At 71.8% G+C, this 19202-nt stretch carries 14 protein-coding genes; 8 read left to right on the top strand and 6 right to left on the bottom strand.

The window, feature by feature from the left end:
• Nucleotides 1-67: 67 nt before the first annotated feature.
• The gene (locus tag ACIOGX_RS22655; RefSeq protein ID WP_401915619.1) at nucleotides 68-1183 is read right to left on the bottom strand and encodes a peroxidase-related enzyme; all 1116 of its coding nucleotides are present in this window, start codon (nucleotides 1181-1183) and stop codon (nucleotides 68-70) included.
• Between the two features lie 387 nt (nucleotides 1184-1570).
• Here ACIOGX_RS22655 and ACIOGX_RS22650 point away from each other — a divergent pair, with 387 nt between their 5' ends.
• Both ACIOGX_RS22650 and ACIOGX_RS22645 read left to right on the top strand, forming a co-directional pair.
• Nucleotides 1571-2341 (top strand): GntR family transcriptional regulator, encoded by a 771-nt coding sequence (locus tag ACIOGX_RS22650; RefSeq protein ID WP_383969214.1) that lies wholly within the window; start codon nucleotides 1571-1573, stop codon nucleotides 2339-2341.
• A 255-nt stretch (nucleotides 2342-2596) separates the two neighbouring features.
• On the top strand, nucleotides 2597-5005 hold the full coding sequence (locus ACIOGX_RS22645) for a SpoIIE family protein phosphatase (protein WP_401915617.1): 2409 nt from the start codon (nucleotides 2597-2599) through the stop codon (nucleotides 5003-5005).
• Between the two features lie 195 nt (nucleotides 5006-5200).
• Here ACIOGX_RS22645 and pgm read toward each other — a convergent pair whose 3' ends face one another.
• Nucleotides 5201-6841, bottom strand: coding sequence for a phosphoglucomutase (alpha-D-glucose-1,6-bisphosphate-dependent) (pgm, locus tag ACIOGX_RS22640; protein WP_401915614.1), 1641 nt, complete (start codon nucleotides 6839-6841; stop codon nucleotides 5201-5203).
• 222 nt (nucleotides 6842-7063) lie between these two features.
• Between pgm and ACIOGX_RS22635 the strand changes: the two genes are divergently transcribed.
• Nucleotides 7064-8137 (top strand): LacI family DNA-binding transcriptional regulator, encoded by a 1074-nt coding sequence (locus ACIOGX_RS22635; protein ID WP_401915610.1) that lies wholly within the window; start codon nucleotides 7064-7066, stop codon nucleotides 8135-8137.
• A gap of 22 nt (nucleotides 8138-8159) precedes the next feature.
• Here the strand turns inward: ACIOGX_RS22635 and ACIOGX_RS22630 are convergent, their stop codons facing one another.
• Nucleotides 8160-8939 carry an SDR family oxidoreductase gene (locus ACIOGX_RS22630; protein ID WP_401761776.1) on the bottom strand — a complete coding sequence of 260 codons (780 nt, stop codon included), beginning with the start codon at nucleotides 8937-8939 and terminating at the stop codon, nucleotides 8160-8162.
• A 161-nt stretch (nucleotides 8940-9100) separates the two neighbouring features.
• Between ACIOGX_RS22630 and ACIOGX_RS22625 the strand changes: the two genes are divergently transcribed.
• Both ACIOGX_RS22625 and yicI read left to right on the top strand, forming a co-directional pair.
• Entirely contained in the window at nucleotides 9101-9469 is a 369-nt protein-coding gene (locus tag ACIOGX_RS22625; protein ID WP_356507952.1) for a helix-turn-helix domain-containing protein, read from the top strand.
• A gap of 273 nt (nucleotides 9470-9742) precedes the next feature.
• Nucleotides 9743-12130 (top strand): alpha-xylosidase, encoded by a 2388-nt coding sequence (gene yicI / locus ACIOGX_RS22620; protein ID WP_401915608.1) that lies wholly within the window; start codon nucleotides 9743-9745, stop codon nucleotides 12128-12130.
• Between the two features lie 135 nt (nucleotides 12131-12265).
• Here yicI and ACIOGX_RS22615 read toward each other — a convergent pair whose 3' ends face one another.
• The gene (locus ACIOGX_RS22615; RefSeq protein WP_356507948.1) at nucleotides 12266-13000 is read right to left on the bottom strand and encodes a chitinase; all 735 of its coding nucleotides are present in this window, start codon (nucleotides 12998-13000) and stop codon (nucleotides 12266-12268) included.
• A 159-nt stretch (nucleotides 13001-13159) separates the two neighbouring features.
• Nucleotides 13160-13678, bottom strand: a complete 519-nt coding sequence (locus tag ACIOGX_RS22610) for a lytic polysaccharide monooxygenase auxiliary activity family 9 protein (RefSeq protein ID WP_356507946.1) — start codon at nucleotides 13676-13678, stop codon at nucleotides 13160-13162.
• 350 nt (nucleotides 13679-14028) lie between these two features.
• On the opposite strand from ACIOGX_RS22610, the gene ACIOGX_RS22605 reads away from it, so the two are divergent.
• The 3 genes from ACIOGX_RS22605 (at nucleotide 14029) to ACIOGX_RS22595 (ending at nucleotide 18360) form a co-directional block, all read left to right on the top strand.
• On the top strand, nucleotides 14029-16416 hold the full coding sequence (locus tag ACIOGX_RS22605) for an MMPL family transporter (RefSeq protein WP_401915604.1): 2388 nt from the start codon (nucleotides 14029-14031) through the stop codon (nucleotides 16414-16416).
• Nucleotides 16417-16591: 175 nt separating this feature from the next.
• Nucleotides 16592-18052 (top strand): glycoside hydrolase family 76 protein, encoded by a 1461-nt coding sequence (locus ACIOGX_RS22600; RefSeq protein ID WP_401915905.1) that lies wholly within the window; start codon nucleotides 16592-16594, stop codon nucleotides 18050-18052.
• Nucleotides 18053-18132: 80 nt separating this feature from the next.
• Complete coding sequence (locus tag ACIOGX_RS22595; RefSeq protein ID WP_383974670.1) at nucleotides 18133-18360, top strand: antitoxin; 228 nt, start codon at nucleotides 18133-18135, stop codon at nucleotides 18358-18360.
• Between the two features lie 173 nt (nucleotides 18361-18533).
• Here ACIOGX_RS22595 and ACIOGX_RS22590 read toward each other — a convergent pair whose 3' ends face one another.
• On the bottom strand, nucleotides 18534-19169 hold the full coding sequence (locus ACIOGX_RS22590; RefSeq protein ID WP_401761768.1) for an endonuclease: 636 nt from the start codon (nucleotides 19167-19169) through the stop codon (nucleotides 18534-18536).
• Nucleotides 19170-19202 lie beyond the last annotated feature (33 nt).

Here is a 19202-nt window from a genome sequence, read left to right as displayed (position 1 = left end):
AGGGCGAGGAGGGGATCGGGTGGGAGTTCAGCGCGGGGCGACGTCGGATCGGGGACCACGGGGACGGTTACGCGTCGCCTGTCCGTGGGTTCCGGTCCGGCGTCCTGCTACAGGACTCCCGTGCGTCGTCGCGCGGGACATCGGCGTCCGGGCGTCGCAGGGGCTCGGCGTCGCCGAGGACCAGCATCAGACGGTTGGCCCAGCCGAAGAGGGCCACGGCGTGTACCAGATCGGTGAGTTCGGCCTCGGTCAGACCGGCCGCCCGCAGCGCCGCCACCTCGGCGGGGCCGCCGCGGGGCGGCGTGCTGGTCTGGGCCTCGGCGAAGCGGGCGAGGGCCCGGCCGCGCGCGTCGTCGGCGAGCGCGTCGCCCCCCTCGCGCAGCACCCGCAGGGCGGTCGCTTCGTCGCGCGACAACAGCGCGTACTTCCGGCCGTGCACGGAGGCGCAGTAGACGCAGCCGTTGGCCCGGGAGACCAGCAGGGTCGCCAACTCGCGCTCGGCGCGCGGCAGACCGCCGCGGCCGTACATCACGGCGTTGTAGACATGCGTCCGGTGGTCCAGCGCGGCCGGGTCGTGCAGCAGGGTGCGGTAGTACGGCGACGCGGCCGACAGGGTGGCGTGCGCGTCCAGGACGGCCCGCTGTCCGGCGGTGAGCGCGTCGGCGTCCACGGCGGGGATCCGCGGGCGCCAGCTCAGCTCGTCCAGCGTGAAGCGCGCCGCCGAGGGCGGCCGGGGCCCGGCGGGGGACGGGGCCGGGGAGTGCTCGACGGACTCGGCCGCCGGTTCGCCGTCCAGCAGGGCGAGTCCGGAGGCGACGCGCGCCTCGTACGCGACGAAGGCGCAGATCTGGGCGAGGGCGACGACGGCGGGCGCGTCCAGCCCCCGCGCGGTCAGCGCACGCAGGAGGCCGGGTCCGGCCGCGCCGGGCGCGAGGGTGACACGGTCGGTGAAATCGCGCACCGCCCCGGTCAGCGCCGGGTCGGGGGCGACGGCGCCGCGCGGCGTCATGGCCAGGTACCGGGCGGCGAGACCTGGCTGCCCCGTCAGCTCGGCGGCGCGGACCGCGGCGGTGATCCGCGGTCCGTGGGCGAGGGTTCCGGGAACGGGCGGCGTGAGCAGGACGCGGCGGGCGGCGGCCGTGTGCTCGCCCACCCCGGCGCGTCGGCGCGTGTCGTCGCTCATGGTGTCCGTCCTCCTCCCTCGGCGGTGTATCGGCCCTGGGTGTCCACGTGCATGTCCACCATGTGGTCCGGCCGGCTGGATGTGGCCGCCGGGCCGGAGCTGAAAGTTAGCTCCGGTACGGCCCCCGCGCAAAGCCCTTCAAGGCCCACAACGGAGCTGTTCAGAGGGGGCGCGGGGGTTCCTGGGACCCCTGGTGGGGCGGGCACCTGATGCAACAGGCGGCGAGCCCGCGTGGCAGACTGCGCGGGAAAGTGGATTGTTGGCCTCACCTGATGCAACAAGTGTGCGGTGAGTCATCCGGAAGATCCGTTTCGTGATCCCCCGGATCGTCCGGTCCCGGAAAAAACTTCTCACGGATTGAGACTCTGTCCAGAAAGTGAGACGCGGATGGCGGTCGCTGCCTACCGGGCGATGGCGGATGACCTACGGCGCCGGATCGAGGCGGGTGAGTTCGCGCCGGGCGATCCGCTCCCCTCGCGCGCCGAGCTGGCACGCGACTACGGCGTCGGCTCGAACGTCGCGGCCTCGGCGGTCCGCGTCCTGGTCGCGGACGGACTGGCCAAGGGGCGCGCGGGGCGCGGTGTGTTCGTACGGGAGCGCCCCTCGTCCCGGACGATGGCCCGGTCATGGACGCAGGAGCGGCTCCAGGGCAGGCTCGCGGTCACGGGCGGCGGACGCGGCCTCACGGACGACGACGGCCGCTCGGTCCGCGGAACGCCGCGTTCCACCACGGGCGAGGCGCCGGAGGAGATCGCCCGCCGGCTCGGCGTTCCCGCCGCGGAACCGGTGATCCGCAGCGAGTACCTGATCACCCGAGACGGCAGACCGGCGATGTTCTGTGTCAGCTGGGAGCCGCTCGGCATCACCGGCGGCACCCCCGTCTCGCTCCCCGGGGCCGGCCCCATGGCGGGCAGCAGCGTGGTGGCCCGGATGTCGTACATCGGCCTGCGGATCACCCGTTCGACCGAGACCGTCACCGCGCGCACCGCCACCCGCGCGGAGGCGGACGTACTCGATCTGGCCCCCGGCGCGCCCGTCGCCGCCATCGAGCGCACGTACTACGCGGCGGAACGCCCCTTGGAGACCGCGGATCTCGTCGTGCCGGGCGAACGGTTCCGGCTCGCCTACGAGATCCCCGCCGAGCCCGCCGAAGGCTGAGGAGACCGGCCCGGGGCCCCGGCCGCTGGCCGGTGACGATGTGCGCTGCCCGGCCCCGTACCCCGTATCCCGCCCGGCGCCCCGCTCTGAGCCGGGCCCTCCGGGGACAGCGCTCGGTGTCCTGAGGGGCCACATGGGGTAAATATCAGCCAAAGGGGCTTATCCGGGCGAAGTCGTAATCTTGTTTCACGGTCCGCGGAGGACTCCGGTCGTCCGAGTACCTGACGGGCAGCGCCCGGCGGGGAGAGAGGACATATGGATGACACGCGTGGCGTGGTCTCCGGGGAGGCGGGGGACGCGTCCCCCGGGGGCGGGGGATGGGCCACGGCTGCCGTCGACGCGGAAGGTGTGATCGCGCGGTGGAGCCGCGCCGCCGAGGCGCTGCTCGGTTTCCGGGCCGCCGACACCGTGGGACACGCGGCCGGGGCGCTGCTCTCGGCCGATCCGCCCGACTCCGCGCGCCGGGCGCTGGCCGACGGGGAGCCGTGGAGCGGCACGGTGACGGCGCGCCACCGGGACGGCGGCCGACGCGACGTGCAGCTGCTCGCGTTCCCGCTGCGAACCGGCGAGGGGGACACCCGCTGGCTGCTGGCCGCGGCCGCGGCATCACCGGGCCCCGGTCACGAAGAGGCCCTGATGCGGCAGGCGTTCACCGACTCCGGGGTGCCGATCGCGATCTACGGCACGGACCTGCGGCTGCTGCACGCCAACGAGGCACTGTGCCGGGTCATCGGCCGCACGGAGGACGACATGCGGGCCCGGGGGACCGGATTCCTGCCCGAGAGCCATACCAACGCCGAAGTCCTGCGGGCGCTGCGGACGGTACTGAGCACGGGCGAGGCGGTGGACGCGCGGACGTTCCACCGGGCGTCGATCGAGAAACGTGACCGCGCCTGGGCGCTCTCCCTCGCCCCGCTCAAGGACGAGGCCGGGCGGGTGACCGCCATCGTGCTCACCGGATTCGAGATCAGCGAGGAGTACTGGGCCCGTGAGGGCCTCGCCCTGCTGAACGAGGCCGGCATGCGGATCGGCACCACACTGGATGTGACGCGTACCGCCGAGGAGCTGGCCGGTACGCCCGTGCCCCGCTTCGCGGACTTCATCAGCGTCGATCTGCTCGACTCGGTGCTGCGCGGAGACGAGCCCACCGCCGGCCCCGTCTCCGGCGTGGTCCCGATGCGCAGGGTCGCGCACGAGTCCGCCCACGCGCGGGAGGCCCCGGAGGCCGCCCTCGGCGTCGGAGAGGCGGCGAGCTATCCGGAGACCTCGCCGCCCGCCCGCTGCCTGGCCACGGGCCGGGCGGTGCTCACCGGCCCGTGGGACCCCGACTACCGCGCCTGGATGGCCGATCGCGCGCGGGTCGGGCTCCCCGACCTCGGTGTCCACTCGCTCGTCGCGGCGCCGCTGGTCGCCCGTGGGAGCACCCTGGGCGTGGCCCTCTTCTCCCGCCGGCTGCACGCGACGACCTTCGCCGAGGACGATCTGACCCTCGCCGAGCAGCTGGTGAGCCGCGCCGCCGTCTGTATCGACAACGCCCGTCGCTACACCCGCGAACGCGGCACCGCCGAGACCCTTCAGCGCAGCCTGCTGCCGCGCGGGCTGTCCCCGCAGTCGGCCGTCGAGGTCGCCACCCGCTATCTGCCCGCCGACTCCCAGTACGGCGTGGGCGGCGACTGGTTCGACGTCATCCCGCTCTCCGGCTCCCGGGTGGCACTGGTCGTCGGCGATGTCGTCGGACACGGCATCCACGCCTCCGCCACCATGGGACGGCTGCGTACGGCGGTCCGTACCCTCGCGGACATCGACCTGCCCCCGGACGAACTGCTCACCCATCTCGACGACGTGGTGGGACGGCTCGCCTCGGAGAGCACCGACCCGGTCAGTGACGCGGACATCGGCGCCAGCTGTCTGTACGCGGTGTACGACCCGGTCTCCCGCCGCCTCTGCGCCGCCAGGGCCGGCCATCCGCCGCCCGCCCTCGCCACCCCCGACGGCATGGTCAGCCTGCTCGAACTGCCCGGCGGGCCGCCCCTGGGCCTGGGCGATCTGCCCTTCGAATCGGCCGAGTTCGAGGTCCCGGAGGGCAGCACGCTCGTCCTGTACACCGACGGTCTGATCGAGGACCGCGCACATGACATCACCTCCAGCGTCAACGGGCTGTGCGAGATCCTGACCCATCCGTCGCCCTCGCTGGAGACCACCTGCGACACCGTGCTCCGTACGCTGCTCTCGCCGAGCCCGGTGGACGATGTGGCCCTGCTCGTCGCCCGCACCCACGCCCTCGACGCCAGCCAGGTGGTCACCTGGAACCTGCCCGCCGAACCCGCGCTGGTCGCCGACGCCCGCGACCACGCGATCGGCCAACTGGCCGCCTGGGGGCTGGAAGAGCTGACCTTCACCACCGAACTGGTGGTCAGCGAGCTGTTCACCAACGCCATCCTGCACGGCGCGGGCCCGGTCCAGCTGCGGCTGATCCGTGACCGCGCGCTCACCTGCGAGGTCTCCGACACCAGCACCACGGCGCCGCATCTGCGCCGGGCCCGCGTCTACGACGAGGGCGGGCGCGGCCTGCTGCTGGTCGCCCAGCTCACCGACCGCTGGGGCACCCGCCAGATTCCGAGCGGCAAGGCCATCTGGGCGGAGCTGGCCCTTCCCGCGGCGTGACCGGGGGCGGAGCCGGGGCGCGCCCGGCCGGGACCCGGCACGGTCCGTCCCGCTCCCGGACGTAACGGACGCGTACGCGTACGGCGTGTACCGGTCCGCCTCTCGGGGACGTAGCGATCCGCCCGTCGGGGACGTACCGCCCGTCCGCGTACGAGGGACGTCGTCTCGCTCGTGCCGGGTCCCGGCCCGCCGCTCTCAGCCTTCCAGGGCCGCAGAGACGACGCTCCTGGCCTCCTCCTGCACCCGGGCGAGATGGCCGGGCCCCTGGAAGGACTCGGCGTAGATCTTGTAGACGTCCTCGGTGCCCGAAGGGCGCGCGGCGAACCAGGCGTTCTCCGTGGTCACCTTGATGCCCCCGATGGGCGCGCCATTGCCGGGCGCCTCCGTGAGCACCGACGTGACCCGCTCCCCGGCGAGGGTGTCGGCCGTGACCTGCTCGGGCGAGAGCCGGGCCAGGACCGCCTTCTCCGCCGGGGTGGCCGGTGCGTCGATACGGGCGTAGGCGGGCTCGCCGAAGCGGCCCGTGAGTGTCGCGTAGTGCTCGGAGGGCGTTTTGCCGGTGACCGCGAGGATCTCGGAGGCCAGGAGGGCCAGGATGATGCCGTCCTTGTCGGTGGTCCACACCGCGCCGTCGCGGCGCAGGAAGGACGCCCCGGCCGACTCCTCGCCGCCGAAGCCCAGCGAGCCGCCGATCAGCCCGTCCACGAACCACTTGAAACCGACGGGCACTTCGACCAGCTGACGGCCGAGGTCGGCGGCGACCCGGTCGATCATCCCGGACGAGACCAGCGTCTTGCCGATGCCCGCCCCCGCGGGCCACCGCTCACGGTGCGCGTACAGATAGGCGATGGCGGCGGCGAGATAGTGATTGGGGTTCATCAGCCCGGCGTCCGGGGTGACGATGCCGTGCCGGTCGGAGTCGGCGTCATTGCCGGTGGCGATCTGGTACTCGTCGCGCCGGTCGATCAGCGAGGCCATGGCGTACGGCGACGAGCAGTCCATCCGGATCTTGCCGTCCCAGTCCAGCGTCATGAACCGCCAGGTGGGGTCGGTCAGCGGATTGACCACCGTCAGATCGAGCCGGTGCTCCTCGGCGATCCGGCCCCAGTACGCCACCGACGCGCCGCCCAGCGGGTCCGCGCCGATGCGTACGCCCGCGGCGCGCACCGCGTCCAGATCGAGCACGGCCGGCAGATCCGCCACGTACGTGCCGAGGAAGTCGTAGCGCCCGGTGGCCGGCGCGGCCAGCGCGCGGACGTAGGGCACTCGCCGTACGTCCTTCATACCGCCCGCGATGATCTCGTTGGCCCGGTCCTGGATCCAGTTGGTCGCGTCGGAGCCGGCCGGGCCGCCGTTGGGCGGGTTGTACTTGAACCCGCCGTCGGCGGGCGGGTTGTGGGACGGCGTGACGACCACACCGTCCGCCAGGCCGGAGGAACGGCCGCGGTTGTGGGCGAGGATGGCGTGCGACACGGCGGGCGTGGGGGTGTAGCCGTCGGCGCTGTCGATCAGCACGGTCACGTCGTTCGCGGCGAACACCTCGACGGCGGTCACCCGGGCGGGCTCGGAGAGCGCGTGGGTGTCGGCGCCGAGGAAGAGCGGCCCGTCGGTGCCCTGCCGGGTCCGGTACTCACAGATCGCCTGGCTGGTCGCCGCGATGTGGTCCTCGTTGAACGCGGTCGCCAGCGACGACCCGCGGTGCCCCGAGGTCCCGAACGCCACGCGCTGGCCCGGTTCCCGGGGGTCGGGACGCAGCGCGTAGTACGCGGTGACCAGCCGGGCGACATCGATCAGATCCTCCGGCCGCGCCTGCTGTCCCGCTCGTTCGTGTGCCATCTGCGCACTCCTCCATCTGGGTGGTGACGGTCGCTTGTAGGTTCATCTTCCCGGGTCGCCGCCACGCCAGACGGACGCCCCGCCGCACGCCCGCCCGGTGCGGCCGGGACGACCCGTGTTCCCGGGCGCCACAGGGCTGTTCGATACGATGGCGAACGGCGGCCGCCGCACGTTCCCCGGATCCTCTCCGGCGTCGTACCCACACCGTCGAAGGGGTCGAGGATGGCTACCATCAGGGACGTCGCCCGGCGGGCCGGGGTCGCCCCGAGCACCGTCTCGTATGTCTTCAACGGCTCCCGCAGCATTTCCGAGGAGACGCGCCGGCGGGTGCGGGAGGCCGTGGACGCCCTCGGCTACCACCCCCGGGCCAGCGCGCGGACGCTGCGCAGCAGCCGTACGCAGGTGCTGGCCCTGGCGCTGCCCCGCGCGGCCGGGCTCCAGGACTCCGTGGACGGCCGGTTCGCGATCGACGTCAGCGACGCCGCCAACGCACTCGGCTATGACCTCCTGTTGAGCACGTCCCAGGACAAGGCCGGAGGGCTGCGCAGGGTGGCGCTCAGCGGTCTCGCCGATGCCGCGGTGCTGATGGCCGTCGACATGGAGGACGCGCGGATCGACGTCGTACGGGAACTGGCCTTCCCGGCGGCGCTCATCGGGCGGCCCGCCGACGAGGACGCCCTCCCGTGGACCGATCTGGACTGGGAGGAGGCGGCGGCCCTCGCGGTGGGTGAGCTGGCCGCGGCGGGGCACCGCGAGATGGTGTATCTGGCGCCGGGTGAATCAGAGGTCAGGGCCCGGCGCAGTTACGCGTTGCGCGGGATCGCGGGCGCCCGCCGGGGCGCGCGTACCACCGGCGCCGCCGTCACGGTCGTCCACTCGCTCGACGACCCGGGCAGACTGGCCCATCGGCTCGGCGCGCTGCTCGGGGACCGCGCGGACCGGGGAGCGGGAAAGCGGCCGACCGCGCTGATCGTGCAGCATCCCTCCGCGCACCACCACATCCTGACGTCCATGAACGCGGCCGGTCTCCGGGTGCCCGAGGACCTCACCGTCGTGGTGATCGGCACCCTGCCCGGTGATCCGTCGAGCCACCGGCTGCCCCGGATCGAGCTGCCCGTCGAGACGCTCGCCACCGAGGTCACCCGGCTCGCCGTGGCCGCCGCGGCGGCGCTGCGCGAGGCCACCGGGCGGGGCGCGGAGGCCAGTACGCGACTGCTCGCCGAGTCCGTGGGCCATCTGCTGATACGCCCGGTCCTGCTGCCGGGCCCGGATCCCCTCGGCTCGCCCACGCGCTAGGGGACGCGCGTGGGCGGCGCGGCTACCAGTCCAATGCGACCGGCACGAAGGGAGCGTCCTCCGGTGCCGCCTTGCGGGCCTCCAGGGCGGTCCTGGCGGGCGCGCCCACCGGGACGCGCAGCGGAGGATCGGGCCGCTCGATCGTGTCGGCGACCGCGGCGGCCACTTCCTCGGGGGTGATGGTCTCGAAGACGGACGTGCCGCGCAGAGGGCCGAACTGTTCGAACAGCGGGGTGTAGGGGTCGTTCTCCGCGAAGAAGGACCTGGCGCGCTCGGCTCCGCCGGACGAGACCGAGCCCGGCTGGAGGATGCTCACCTTGACGCCGAAGTGGCCCGCCTCGACGGCCAGCGTCTCGGCGAACGCCTCCAGCGCCCATTTACTGGCGGCGTAGGGGCCGATGATCGGCACGACGAGCCGGCCCTGGACGCTGGAGACGAAAACCAGTCGGCCCGCGCCTCGTTCGCGCATGGCGGGCAGCACGCCCTGCACCATCCGCAGGGGTCCGAAGGTGTTGAGCTGGAAGAGGGCTTCCACCTCGGAGACGGGCACGTTCTCCAGGGGCGCGCGGATCGTCGCGCCGGCGTTGCTGACGAGCACGTCGATCTCTCCGGAGTCACGGAGGGCCTCGTCGACACTCTTCTGATCGGTGACGTCGAGGCGCAGACGCCGGTCGACGGGGAGATCGTCGAGGTCTTCCGGACGGCGGGCGGTGGCGACGACCCTGTGGCCGCGGGCGGCGAGTTCGATCGCGATGGCCCGGCCGATTCCCCTGGAGGCGCCGGTGATGAGAACGGACGTCATGTCGGTCTCCTGTTCTGGGCGGTGCGGCGGAAGCGGCGGCACACAACGCTGGCCGATCGCCCGGCTCCCGCGGAGTACGGGGTGGTGAGAGCCGCTGTCGCGGACACGCTCGCCACGTCAGTTCGATTTTCGAATCCACCGACGAGCGTTACAGTACCAGAGTGAGTCAGAAATTCGAATCGACGAAGCCGGTGGCGCCGCGGGAGTGTCCCATCGCCGACGCGCTCGAGGTCGTGGGGGAGCGCTGGAGTCTCCTCGTCGTCCGGGAGCTGGCCTTCGGCGTCCACAGGTTCAAGGAGATCCAGGCCAATACCGGCGCCCCCCGGGAGACCCTCGCGCTGCGGCTGCGCAAACTCGAGGAGGTGGGGATCATCGAACGCCGCAGGTACTGCGACCGCCCGCCGCGGGACGAGTACCTGCTCACCGGCGTCGGCCGGGACCTCTTCCCCGTCCTCACCGAGCTGCGCGTGTGGGGAGAGCGCCACGCCGCCCCCGCCCGCGCGTCCGCCCGCAAGGGACCGGTCGGCTGAACGGCGCCGGAGCCGCGCCCGGACCCCGGTGAATCACGGCAGGCAGGGCCACCGGCAGCGCTGCTGACGGGTCGTCACCTCACCGGCGCCGCGCCCGGCGGCGCCCTTGTCGCCTTTTCGGCGAGCGCCTAGCATCGCGACATCGCACCATCGAATCGATTCGACCGTACGACGCGACGCACCGCCGCCACGCACCTCGCCCTCGCCGTACCTCCCGCCGCCCGGACCCAAGAGCGCCCGGCCCCAAGAGCAAGAGCAGGAGCAGGATCACTGATGAAGTTCACCGACGGTCACTGGCAGCTGCGCGCCGGTGTCACCGCCCACTACGCGGTCTCCGTGGCCGACGCCGTGGTCGCCGACGACCGGTTCACGCTCTACGCGCCCGTCACCCGGGTCACGCACCGCGGCGATACGCTCAACGGCCCCCTGCTGACCGTCGAGTGCTGGTCCCCCGCGGAGGGCGTGATCGGTGTCCGCTGCACCCACCACGGCGGAGGGGGCCGAAGGCACCCGGAGTTCGCGCTCGCGTCCGGGCAGGACGGCCCGCCGGCCAAGGTGGTCAGAAAAGGCCCGGCGATCGAACTCGTCTCCGGTGAACTCTCCCTGCGGACCGACACCGCCGCGCCCTGGCAGCTGGACTTCACCGCCGGCGGGGAGATCCTGACCTCCGTCGGCCGACGCGGTACCGGCTTCGCGACCGACGCCGAGGACCGGCACTTCATGCTCGCGCAGCTGTCGCTCGGCGTCGGCGAGGGCGTGTACGGGCTCGGTGAGCGGTTCACCCCGTTCACCAGGAACGGCCAGACCGTCGACATGTGGCAGGCGGACGGCGGCACCAGCAGCGAGCAGGCGTACAAGAACGTTCCGTTCCATCTCAGCGACCGCGGCTACGGCGTCTTCGTCAACCACCCCGGCCGGGTGTCGTACGAGCTGGGCTCGGAGGCCGTCGGACAGGTCCAGTTCAGCGTCGAGGACCATACCCTTGAGTTCTTCGTCGTCCACGGCCAAGGCCCCCGGGACGTCCTCGACCGCTACACCGCGCTCACCGGCCGTCCCGCGCTGCCCCCGGCCTGGTCGTTCGGCCTGTGGCTGTCCACCTCCTTCACCACCTCGTACGACGAGGCGACGGTGCACCGCTTCGTCCGGGGGATGGCCGACTCAGGGATCCCGCTCGGCGTCTTCCACTTCGACTGCTTCTGGATGCGCGCGTACCAGTGGAGCGACTTCGTCTGGGACCCGGAGGTCTTCCCCGACCCCGAGGGGATGCTCGCCCGCCTCAAGGAGCGCGGACTGCGCGTCTGCGTCTGGATCAATCCCTATATCGCCCAGAAGTCCCCGCTGTTCGCGGAGGGGATGGCCGGGGACCATCTGCTGAAGAGGCCCGACGGCTCCGTCTGGCAGTGGGACAACTGGCAGCCCGGCATGGCACTGGTCGATTTCACGAGTCCGGCCGCCCGCGACTGGTACGCGGGGAAGCTGCGGCTCCTGCTCGACCAGGGAGTGGACTGCTTCAAGACCGACTTCGGCGAACGCGTCCCCACCGACGTGGTGTGGTCCGATGGCGCGGACCCGGAGCGTATGCACAACTACTACACGCAGCTGTACAACGAGACCGTGTTCGGGCTGCTGCGCGAAGAGCGCGGCGAGGGCGAGGCCGTCGTCTTCGCGCGCTCCGCGACCACGGGCGGACAGCGGCTGCCGGTGCACTGGGGCGGTGACTGCGAGTCGACCTTCGAGGCGATGGCCGAGTCGCTGCGCGGCGGACTGTCGCTGGGCCTGTCCGGCTTCGGCTTCTGGAGCCATGACATCGGCGGGTTCGAGGGCACGCCGACGCCCGCGCTCTTCACGCGCTGGGTGCAGTTCGGACTGCTGTCCTCGCACAGCCGGCTGCACGGCAGCAAGTCGTACCGGGTGCCGTGGGACTACGGCGAGGAGGCCGTCGCCGTCACCCGCGCCTTCACCCGGCTCAAGCACCGGCTGATGCCCTACCTGTACCGCGCCGCGGTCCAGGCCAGGGACACCGGTACGCCGGTGATGCGCGCCATGCTGCTGGAGTTCCCCGACGACCCCGCCTGCCGCGCGCTGGACCGGCAGTACATGCTCGGCGACGATCTGCTCGTGGCGCCGGTCTTCACGGAGGACGGCACGGTCGAGTACTACGTACCGGCGGGCACGTGGACCCATGTCCTCACCGGCGCGCGGGTGACGGGTCCCGGCTGGCGGCGCGAGACGCATGGCTTCGACACCCTGCCGCTGCTGGCGAGGCCCGGCGCGGTGATCCCGTTCGGCGCGGTGGACGAGGGGCCGGAGTACGCGTGGGCGGACGGCGTGACGCTCTGCGTATACGCCCCGGACCGTGCGGAGGGCACGGGGCCGGGGCCGGCCCGCGGACCGGATCGTGCGGAGGGACCGGATCCGGTGGGCGGTACGCCGGAGACCGTCACCGCCATCCCCACCCAGGACGGCTCCGGCGACGCGGCGGTCTTCACCGTCCGGTGGTCCGGCGGGGAGGTCGTCGTCGAGACGGGGAGCGAGCTGCCGTGGAACATACTGCTCGTGGGAGCCGCCGTCACCGGCGACGCGGTCCCCGACCCGCTCGGCGCGCGCCATCACTGCCCGGCGGGTACGCGTCGGCTGGCGGTCCCGTACCGGCACGGATGAGCGTCCGGGCGGACCGCACCCCTGGAAGCGGGCGCGGCCGACATGACGCGGGGCGGTGCCACCGGCCCTGAGCCGGCGACACCGCCCCCGACACGCCCCGCCCGGTACGTTCAGCGGGGCCTGTCCGTGTCTGCGTCAGCAACTGAGATTGCCGCCCGTTTCCACTCCGAGGATCTGAGTGAAGCTCGTGTAATTGTTGATCCGGCTCTGCACCTGGCCGGGGTTTCCGCCATTGCATTCGATGCTGCCGTTGATGCTGCGAATGGTCTCGCCGAATCCGGCGCCATTCACCATCGCGTTGTGCGGCGTCATGGTTCCGGGACCGCTCTGGGTGTTCCAGTACCAGAGACCGGTCTTCCACGCCACGGCCGAGTCGTTCTGCACGAGATCCGGGTTGTTCAGCAGATCGATGCCGAGCGCGTCACCCGCGCTCTTGTAATTGAAGTTCCAGCTGAGCTGAATCGGTCCGCGCCCGTAGTACTTGTCGTTTCCGGCCGGACAGCCATAGGGCTGCGACGCGTCACAATAGTGCGGATAATTCGCGGTGTTCTGCTCCACGATATGGACCAGGCCACCGGTTTCGTGGCTGACATTCGCCAGGAACGCCGCGGCTTCCTGCTTCCGTACGGTGTCGCTTCCCGTACCGGCGAAGCCCGGATAGGCGCTCAGCGCGGCGGTCAGACCGCTGTACGTGTAGAACGGATTCCGGTTCGGGAACATCTGGTTGAACTGGCCCTCGCTGACGACGAAATCGGCCGCCGCCCGCTGGTTCTGGGCCGGCTGCGCCACGGAGGAGGGCGCGAGGGAGAGCAGGGAGAACGCGGCGGCCGCGGCCGTCGCGGTGAGCAGCCCGATGAGGCGCTGACGCATGAGTGACTCACTCTCTGATGCGGCCGCCGAACGCGTGGCGGCCCCTGCGTATGTGGTGGGGGGTGGTGGGGGCGGCGGTCATGGGCGAGCCCCGAGGGCGGTCACGGGCGAGCCCCGAGTGGGGTGTCAAGGGCTCGCCCGGGGCAGGGGGAGCTTCGCTCAGCCGCCGACGTTCACATCGATGCAGGCGTAGAAGGCGTTCGTCGTGTCGGCGACGTTCCACACCGCCAGTACCTTCTGCTTCCCGGACAGGCCGCCGAAGTTCACCTGATGGGTCACGGTCGCGCCGGGCTGCGCGCCGTTGTCGTTGAACTCGGCTATCTTCTGGCCGCTCGCGAAGTACTGCCAGGTGCTGGTGGAATGACGAGCGGTCAGCTTCCACTGGAACGACGTGCTGCTGCCGACGGGAGTGACGGTCCAGCCCTTGGAGTCGTCGTCGAGATCGGAGAAACGCGAGTTTCCACCGCTGCAACTGGTGAGCCCCTTGGGCCCTTCCACGCTCTGCGGCTCATATGTGATGTCGCCGCAGCTGACGGTTCCCGCGGCGCACTGCGCCTGCCGGCTCGGCGGAGTGGAGATATATCCGTGGGCGCTCGCGGAACTCGCGGGAAGGCTCACGGCGAGAACGGGGGCGACGACGGCTCCGAGTACGGCGGCCAGCTTCCTTTTCGTGTGCATGGGGTCTCCTTCACTTCAGGTCTTCCCGCGCGATCACCGGTTCCGTGGGGGGATCCGGGAACAGCGGGTCGGCCTCTCGAGTGTGGGGCCAAGAGGCGCGAAGGGCGGCGGTGGATTCCGTTCGCGGACACGGTGCGATGGGCGTTGCATCCGGAAAGGTCTCGACCACTTGGACTAGACCATACAGGTCGACGTGCCCCCGTCAAGAGGGTTGCGAGAAAGCCCAGTTGAGGCGGCCGGGAGGCAGGGCGCGCCGGGCAAAAGCCAAGAACGGCGATATTTCTGACGAAACGTATAAAATGCCTGCATTTGCCAGGTTTCGCCGATGTTCACGCCCGCTGGGGGGACGCATGACTTCGCAGAGCGGTACGGAAGTGAAAGACCCCGGGAGTCGGATCAGGGCGGGTCGGCTACGGCGGCTGGGGGAGTGGTGCGCCCGGCACTTCATCACCGTCATCGTGGTCTGGCTCATCGCGCTCGGCGGACTGCAAGGACTCAACGGCGCGTTCGGCGGCACCTACTCGGACAACTTCTCGCTGCCCGGTACGCAGTCGGACGACGGCGCGCGGGTGCTCGGCCGGCATGTGCCGGGGGCGGGCGGCATCGGCGCCCAGGTGGTGCTGTACGACGCGCGCCGCCCGCTGACCGGCGTACGGAGCCGGATCGACCAGGCGGTCGGCTCGCTCAGGACGCTGCCGCACGTGCTGTCCGTCACGAGCCCGCTGCCCTCGGCGCCCAACGCGCCGCCCACCGGGGCACTGACCCCCGACGGCAGGACCGGCTACATCGGCGTCCAGTTCGACGCCAACCCCACCTCGTTCGGGGGCTCCTATCTCCGTGGGGTCGACGCGGCGGTCGAGCCGCTCCGCGCCGCCGGTGTGCAGGTCGAGTACGGAGGGCTGCTCGGTGAACTGGCCCGGCCCGTCCCCGCCGATCTGACCAGCGAGGCCATCGGGTTCGCCGTGGCGGTGATCGTCCTGCTGATCGGTTTCGGCAGCGTCATCGGCGCCGGGATTCCGCTGGTCACCGCGCTGGTCGGGGTCATCGTCGGGGTGAGCTGCCTGGGTCTGATCGCCACGGCCACCACCTTCGCGAGCGTCTCGCCGACCCTGGCCACCATGATCGGTCTGGGCGTCGGGATCGACTACGCGCTGTTTCTGATCACCCGTCACCGGCAGCGGCTCATGGACGGGGCCGACCCGGTGGCGGCCGCCGGCCTGGCGGTCTCCACCAGCGGCCGTGCCGTCATCGTCTCGGGCTGCACCGTCATCGTCGCCCTCGCCGGGCTGTATGTGTCGCAGGTCAGCTTCATCGGGAAGCTCGGCGTCGCCGCGGCCGTCACCGTCGTCACGGCCGTCGCCGGTGCCATCACGCTGGTGCCCGCCCTCCTCGGGCTCGCCGGGCGCCGGATCGACCGCTACTGGGTCCGACGGCCGGTCGCGGAAGGCGAACCGGCGCCGGCCCCGAACGGTGTGAAGCGCGGGGAGCGGACGAAGCGCGAAGGGCGGACGACGCGCGCAGGACGGACGACACGCGCGGATCGCACGGAGCCGGCCGACGGGGAGGCGCACGACGGCTGGCACCGGTACGCGCGGCGGGTGGAGCGCCGCCCCTGGTGGTTTCTGTTCGCCGGACTCGTGGCGGTGGGCGTGCTCGCGATCCCGCTGTTCTCCATCCGCCTCGGACACATCGACGACGGCGCCGACCCCACCAGCTTCACCGACCGCCGCGCCTACGACCTGATCGCGGCCGGCTTCGGACCGGGCGCCAACGGGCCGTTCATCCTCGTCGTCGACCAGAGCGCGGTGCCGGCGGCGGAGCGCCCCGCGCTGGCGTCCCGGCTCGGGAGGGCGCTCACCGATGTCCCGGACGCGGCCAGTATCTCCCCTCTGCGGCCCACCGCCGACGGTCAGTTGCTGACCGGTACGGTCATCCCCAGCGGCTCGCCGCAGTCGGCCGGGACCACCACGCTCTTCCATCACCTCAAGGGCGACGTCCTGCCGGGAGCCGTGTCGGGCACCGGCGCCACGACGTATGTGACGGGCACGACCGCGGCCATGGAGGACTTCCTCGATCTCATCACCGCCCGGCTCCCGCTCATCATCGGCGTCGTCGTCGCGCTGGCGTTCCTCATCATCCTGATCGTGTTCCGCGGCCTGCTGGTGGCTCTCAAGGCCGCCGTGCTCAATCTCCTGTCGATCGCCGCGTCGTACGGAGTGGTCGTCGCCGTCTTCCAATGGGGCTGGGGCGGGCCCTCGTTGGGCGTCTCGGGGACGGTGCCGATCGAGAGCTATGTGCCGATGATGATGTTCGCCATCGTCTTCGGGCTGAGCATGGACTACGAGGTGTTCCTGCTCGCGCGGGTCCAGGAGTCATGGCTGCGTACCCACGAGAGCAGGGGGAGCGTGGCGCTCGGTCTGGAGATCACGGCGCGGGTGATCAGCTGCGCCGCGCTCATCATGGTCAGCGTCTTCGCCGCGTTCATCCTGAGCGACAACATCGTGGTGAAGATGCTGGGGCTCGGCCTGGCGGTGAGCGTCCTCATCGACGCCACGATCGTCCGTCTGCTGCTCGTGCCCGCGGTGATGACACTGCTCGGCAGGAGTGCCTGGTGGCTGCCCCGGTGGCTGGACCGGATCCTGCCCCGGCTGGACAGGGAGGGCGAGGAGGCCACGCCGTACCGCCGGAGCGTGTCCGGCGGACGTCCGGGCGCCGGGGTCCAGGGCCCGCCGCAATGACCCGGCCGGACTCATTGACGTGAGCGCGTCACGGTCGTACGTTCCGGGAACGCTCTCTTCCGTCCGTCCTCACCCGCGTCGCCCGACCACGGAGTGGCCCATGTGGACAACGTTGTCAGCCCGGATGTGCCACCGGCTGCGCCGACTGATGGCACCGACCGTCACCGCGCTGGTGATGAGCACGCTCGCGGCGGTGACACCCCACGCCGCCGCGGCCACGCCTGCGGCCGTCGCGGTCCCGCGCGCCGCCCCCGCGGTCCCGCCGGCCGCTCCCGCCGCCGTCATCTGCAACGCGTTCTGCGACGCCCGCGACCCCGCGCTCGCGCCGCAGGTCCGTTCCCCCGTCACCACCACGCTCTTCTCGCGGGCCATCGCCCTGCACTTCGACGACCAGGACGCGATGGGCTGGGCCTCGATCGACAACGGCGGCCAGGGCGACGAGGTCTGGCTCGACCGGTCCTTCGACGGCGGGCGCACCTGGAGCTCCGGCAGCCGCCTCGGTGCCACCGCCGTGCCCGCCGGACAGCGTGGCCGGCGCACCCTGATGTACAACGTCGACGACTGGAACAACCGTGGCGTCGGCGCCCTGCGCGCCTGCGGCAAGGCCGGCGACCGCACGGAGATCGCGTGCACGCCGTGGGCGCGTACGACCTGGAACGCCTACGACCGGCGTACGGCAGCGGCCACCGCGCAGATGCAGTTCTACAACAACGGAACCGGTCTGTTCGACACCACCGGCTGGTGGAACTCCGCCAACGCGCTCACCGCGGTCGTCGACAACATCCAGGTCACCGGCATGCCCAGCTACCGGTACGCCATCGCCAACACCTACGAACGTCAGCTGGGCGCGGCGGACGGTCAGTTCCGCAACGACTACATCGACGACACCGGATGGTGGGGACTGGCCTGGGTCGCCGCGTACGACCTGACCGGCGACAGCCGCTATCTGAACACCGCACGCGCGGACGCCGACCATATGGCCGCGTACTGGGACGGCACCTGCGGAGGCGGTGTGTGGTGGAGTACGGCCAGGACCTACAAGAACGCCATCGCCAACTCCCTCTACATCCAGCTCAACGCGGCGCTCCACAACCGGATCCCGGGCGATACGGCCTATCTGGGCCGGGCCCGCGCGGGCTGGTCCTGGTTCCAGGGGACCGGGATGATCAACGGCTCGCGGCTGGTGAACGACGGGATCGATCTGGGCACCTGCCGCAACAACAACGGCACCGCCTGGTCGTACAACCAGGGTGTGCTGCTGGGCGCGCTCACCGAGCTGCACCGCGCCACCCAGGACGGCCAACTCCTCACCACCGCACGGCAGCTGGCCGACGCGGCGACGACCGCCCCGTCCCTGCACACCGCGGACGGCATCCTGCGCGATCCCTGTGAGGGCGGGGACTGCGGGGCGGACGGTCCCTCCTTCAAGGGCGCTCATGTACGCGGGCTCGGCAAGCTCAACGCCGCGCTCGCCGACCATCCCTACACGGGGTATCTGCGGAAGCAGGCCGACACCGCGTACGCCCGGGACCGCACTCCGCTCGACCAGTACGGGCTGCGGTGGAGCGGTCCGCTCGACAAGGTGGACGGCGCCCGCCAGCACAGCGCGCTCGACCTGCTCAACGCCGCTCCCTGAAGCGCGGCGGACGCGGACCCGCGGCGGCCGGTGGCCGGCCGCTGCGGATGCGGGATCGCCCGGCAGCGGTGATGGTGGACGTGACCACCGTTCCGAGCGAGGAGCCGAACATGTCGATGCTCGACAAGCTGAAGAGCCTCTTGAAGGGCCATGAGGACCAGGCGCACCAAGGGGTGGAGAAGGCGGGCGACGCGTTCGACCGGAAGACGGGCGACAAGTACAGGGACCAGGTCGACATCGCCCAGAAGAAGATCGACGAGCAGCTGGGCACGCAGCCCCCGAGGGACGACAGGCCGCCGCACGGCTGACGGGCAGGCCGCCGACGGGCCGCCGACCTGGGCCGACGGGCGCGCATGACCGAGACATGGGCCGCCGGGCGCGTACCACCTCACCGACCGACGGTCCCGTGCACCGTCGGTCGGCTCAGTGGTGTGATGCCCCGGCCCCGCTCCCGGAGGTCTTCTTCCCCGGGCCCTCCGGCTCAGCCGCGCTGGTTCTTCCGCTCCAGCGCGGCCCGTACCATCGCCGCCGCGAAGAGGGCCGGATCGGTGTCACCGGTCAGCCGCGCCAGTGCCTTGGGTTCGTCCGGCAGTCCGCGCCTGTGCGCTCCCTGGAGCGCCTTGGCGTCCAGGTACGGGGCGATCTCGGGCCAGACCCCCTGGACCTCGCGCAGGAAGATGTCCACCCCGACGGGGCCGAGGCCGGGAACCTGCCGGAGCAGCGAGCGCAGGGTGGCGATGTCGCCGCCCGCGGCCTCGCGGAGCCGGCGCAGATCCCCTCCGTATTCGTCGAGCAGCATCCCGGCGCCCACGCCGAGCTGTGTCGCGGTGCGTTCGTCGTAGCGGCGGTAGCCCCCCTCGCCCAGCGCGTCCACACGCCGCTGCCAGGTGGCGTCCGCCATCCGGCGCGCGTCGCGCAGCCCGGCGTGCGAGAGCGCGCGGGAGGCCGCGACGGCGGTTCCACTGCGGATCCGCGCGCTCAGCAGACAGGAGAGCACCAGCAATTGGTAGAGCGGCTGCGGGGTGTTCCGCAGATGGATACCCGCCTCATCGGCGTAGGTCCGGCCATGGGTGTCGAGCAGGTCCCGCACGGCCTCACGGGTGCTGGCTGTCGGCACGACGCACCTCCTCCGTCCGGCGGACGCCGGGGC

The organism is Streptomyces sp. NPDC088147, from assembly GCF_044741565.1.
Taxonomy (GTDB): domain Bacteria; phylum Actinomycetota; class Actinomycetes; order Streptomycetales; family Streptomycetaceae; genus Streptomyces.
Note: the sequence above shows the minus strand (reverse complement) of the source record. Positions and strands in the feature narration are given on the sequence as shown.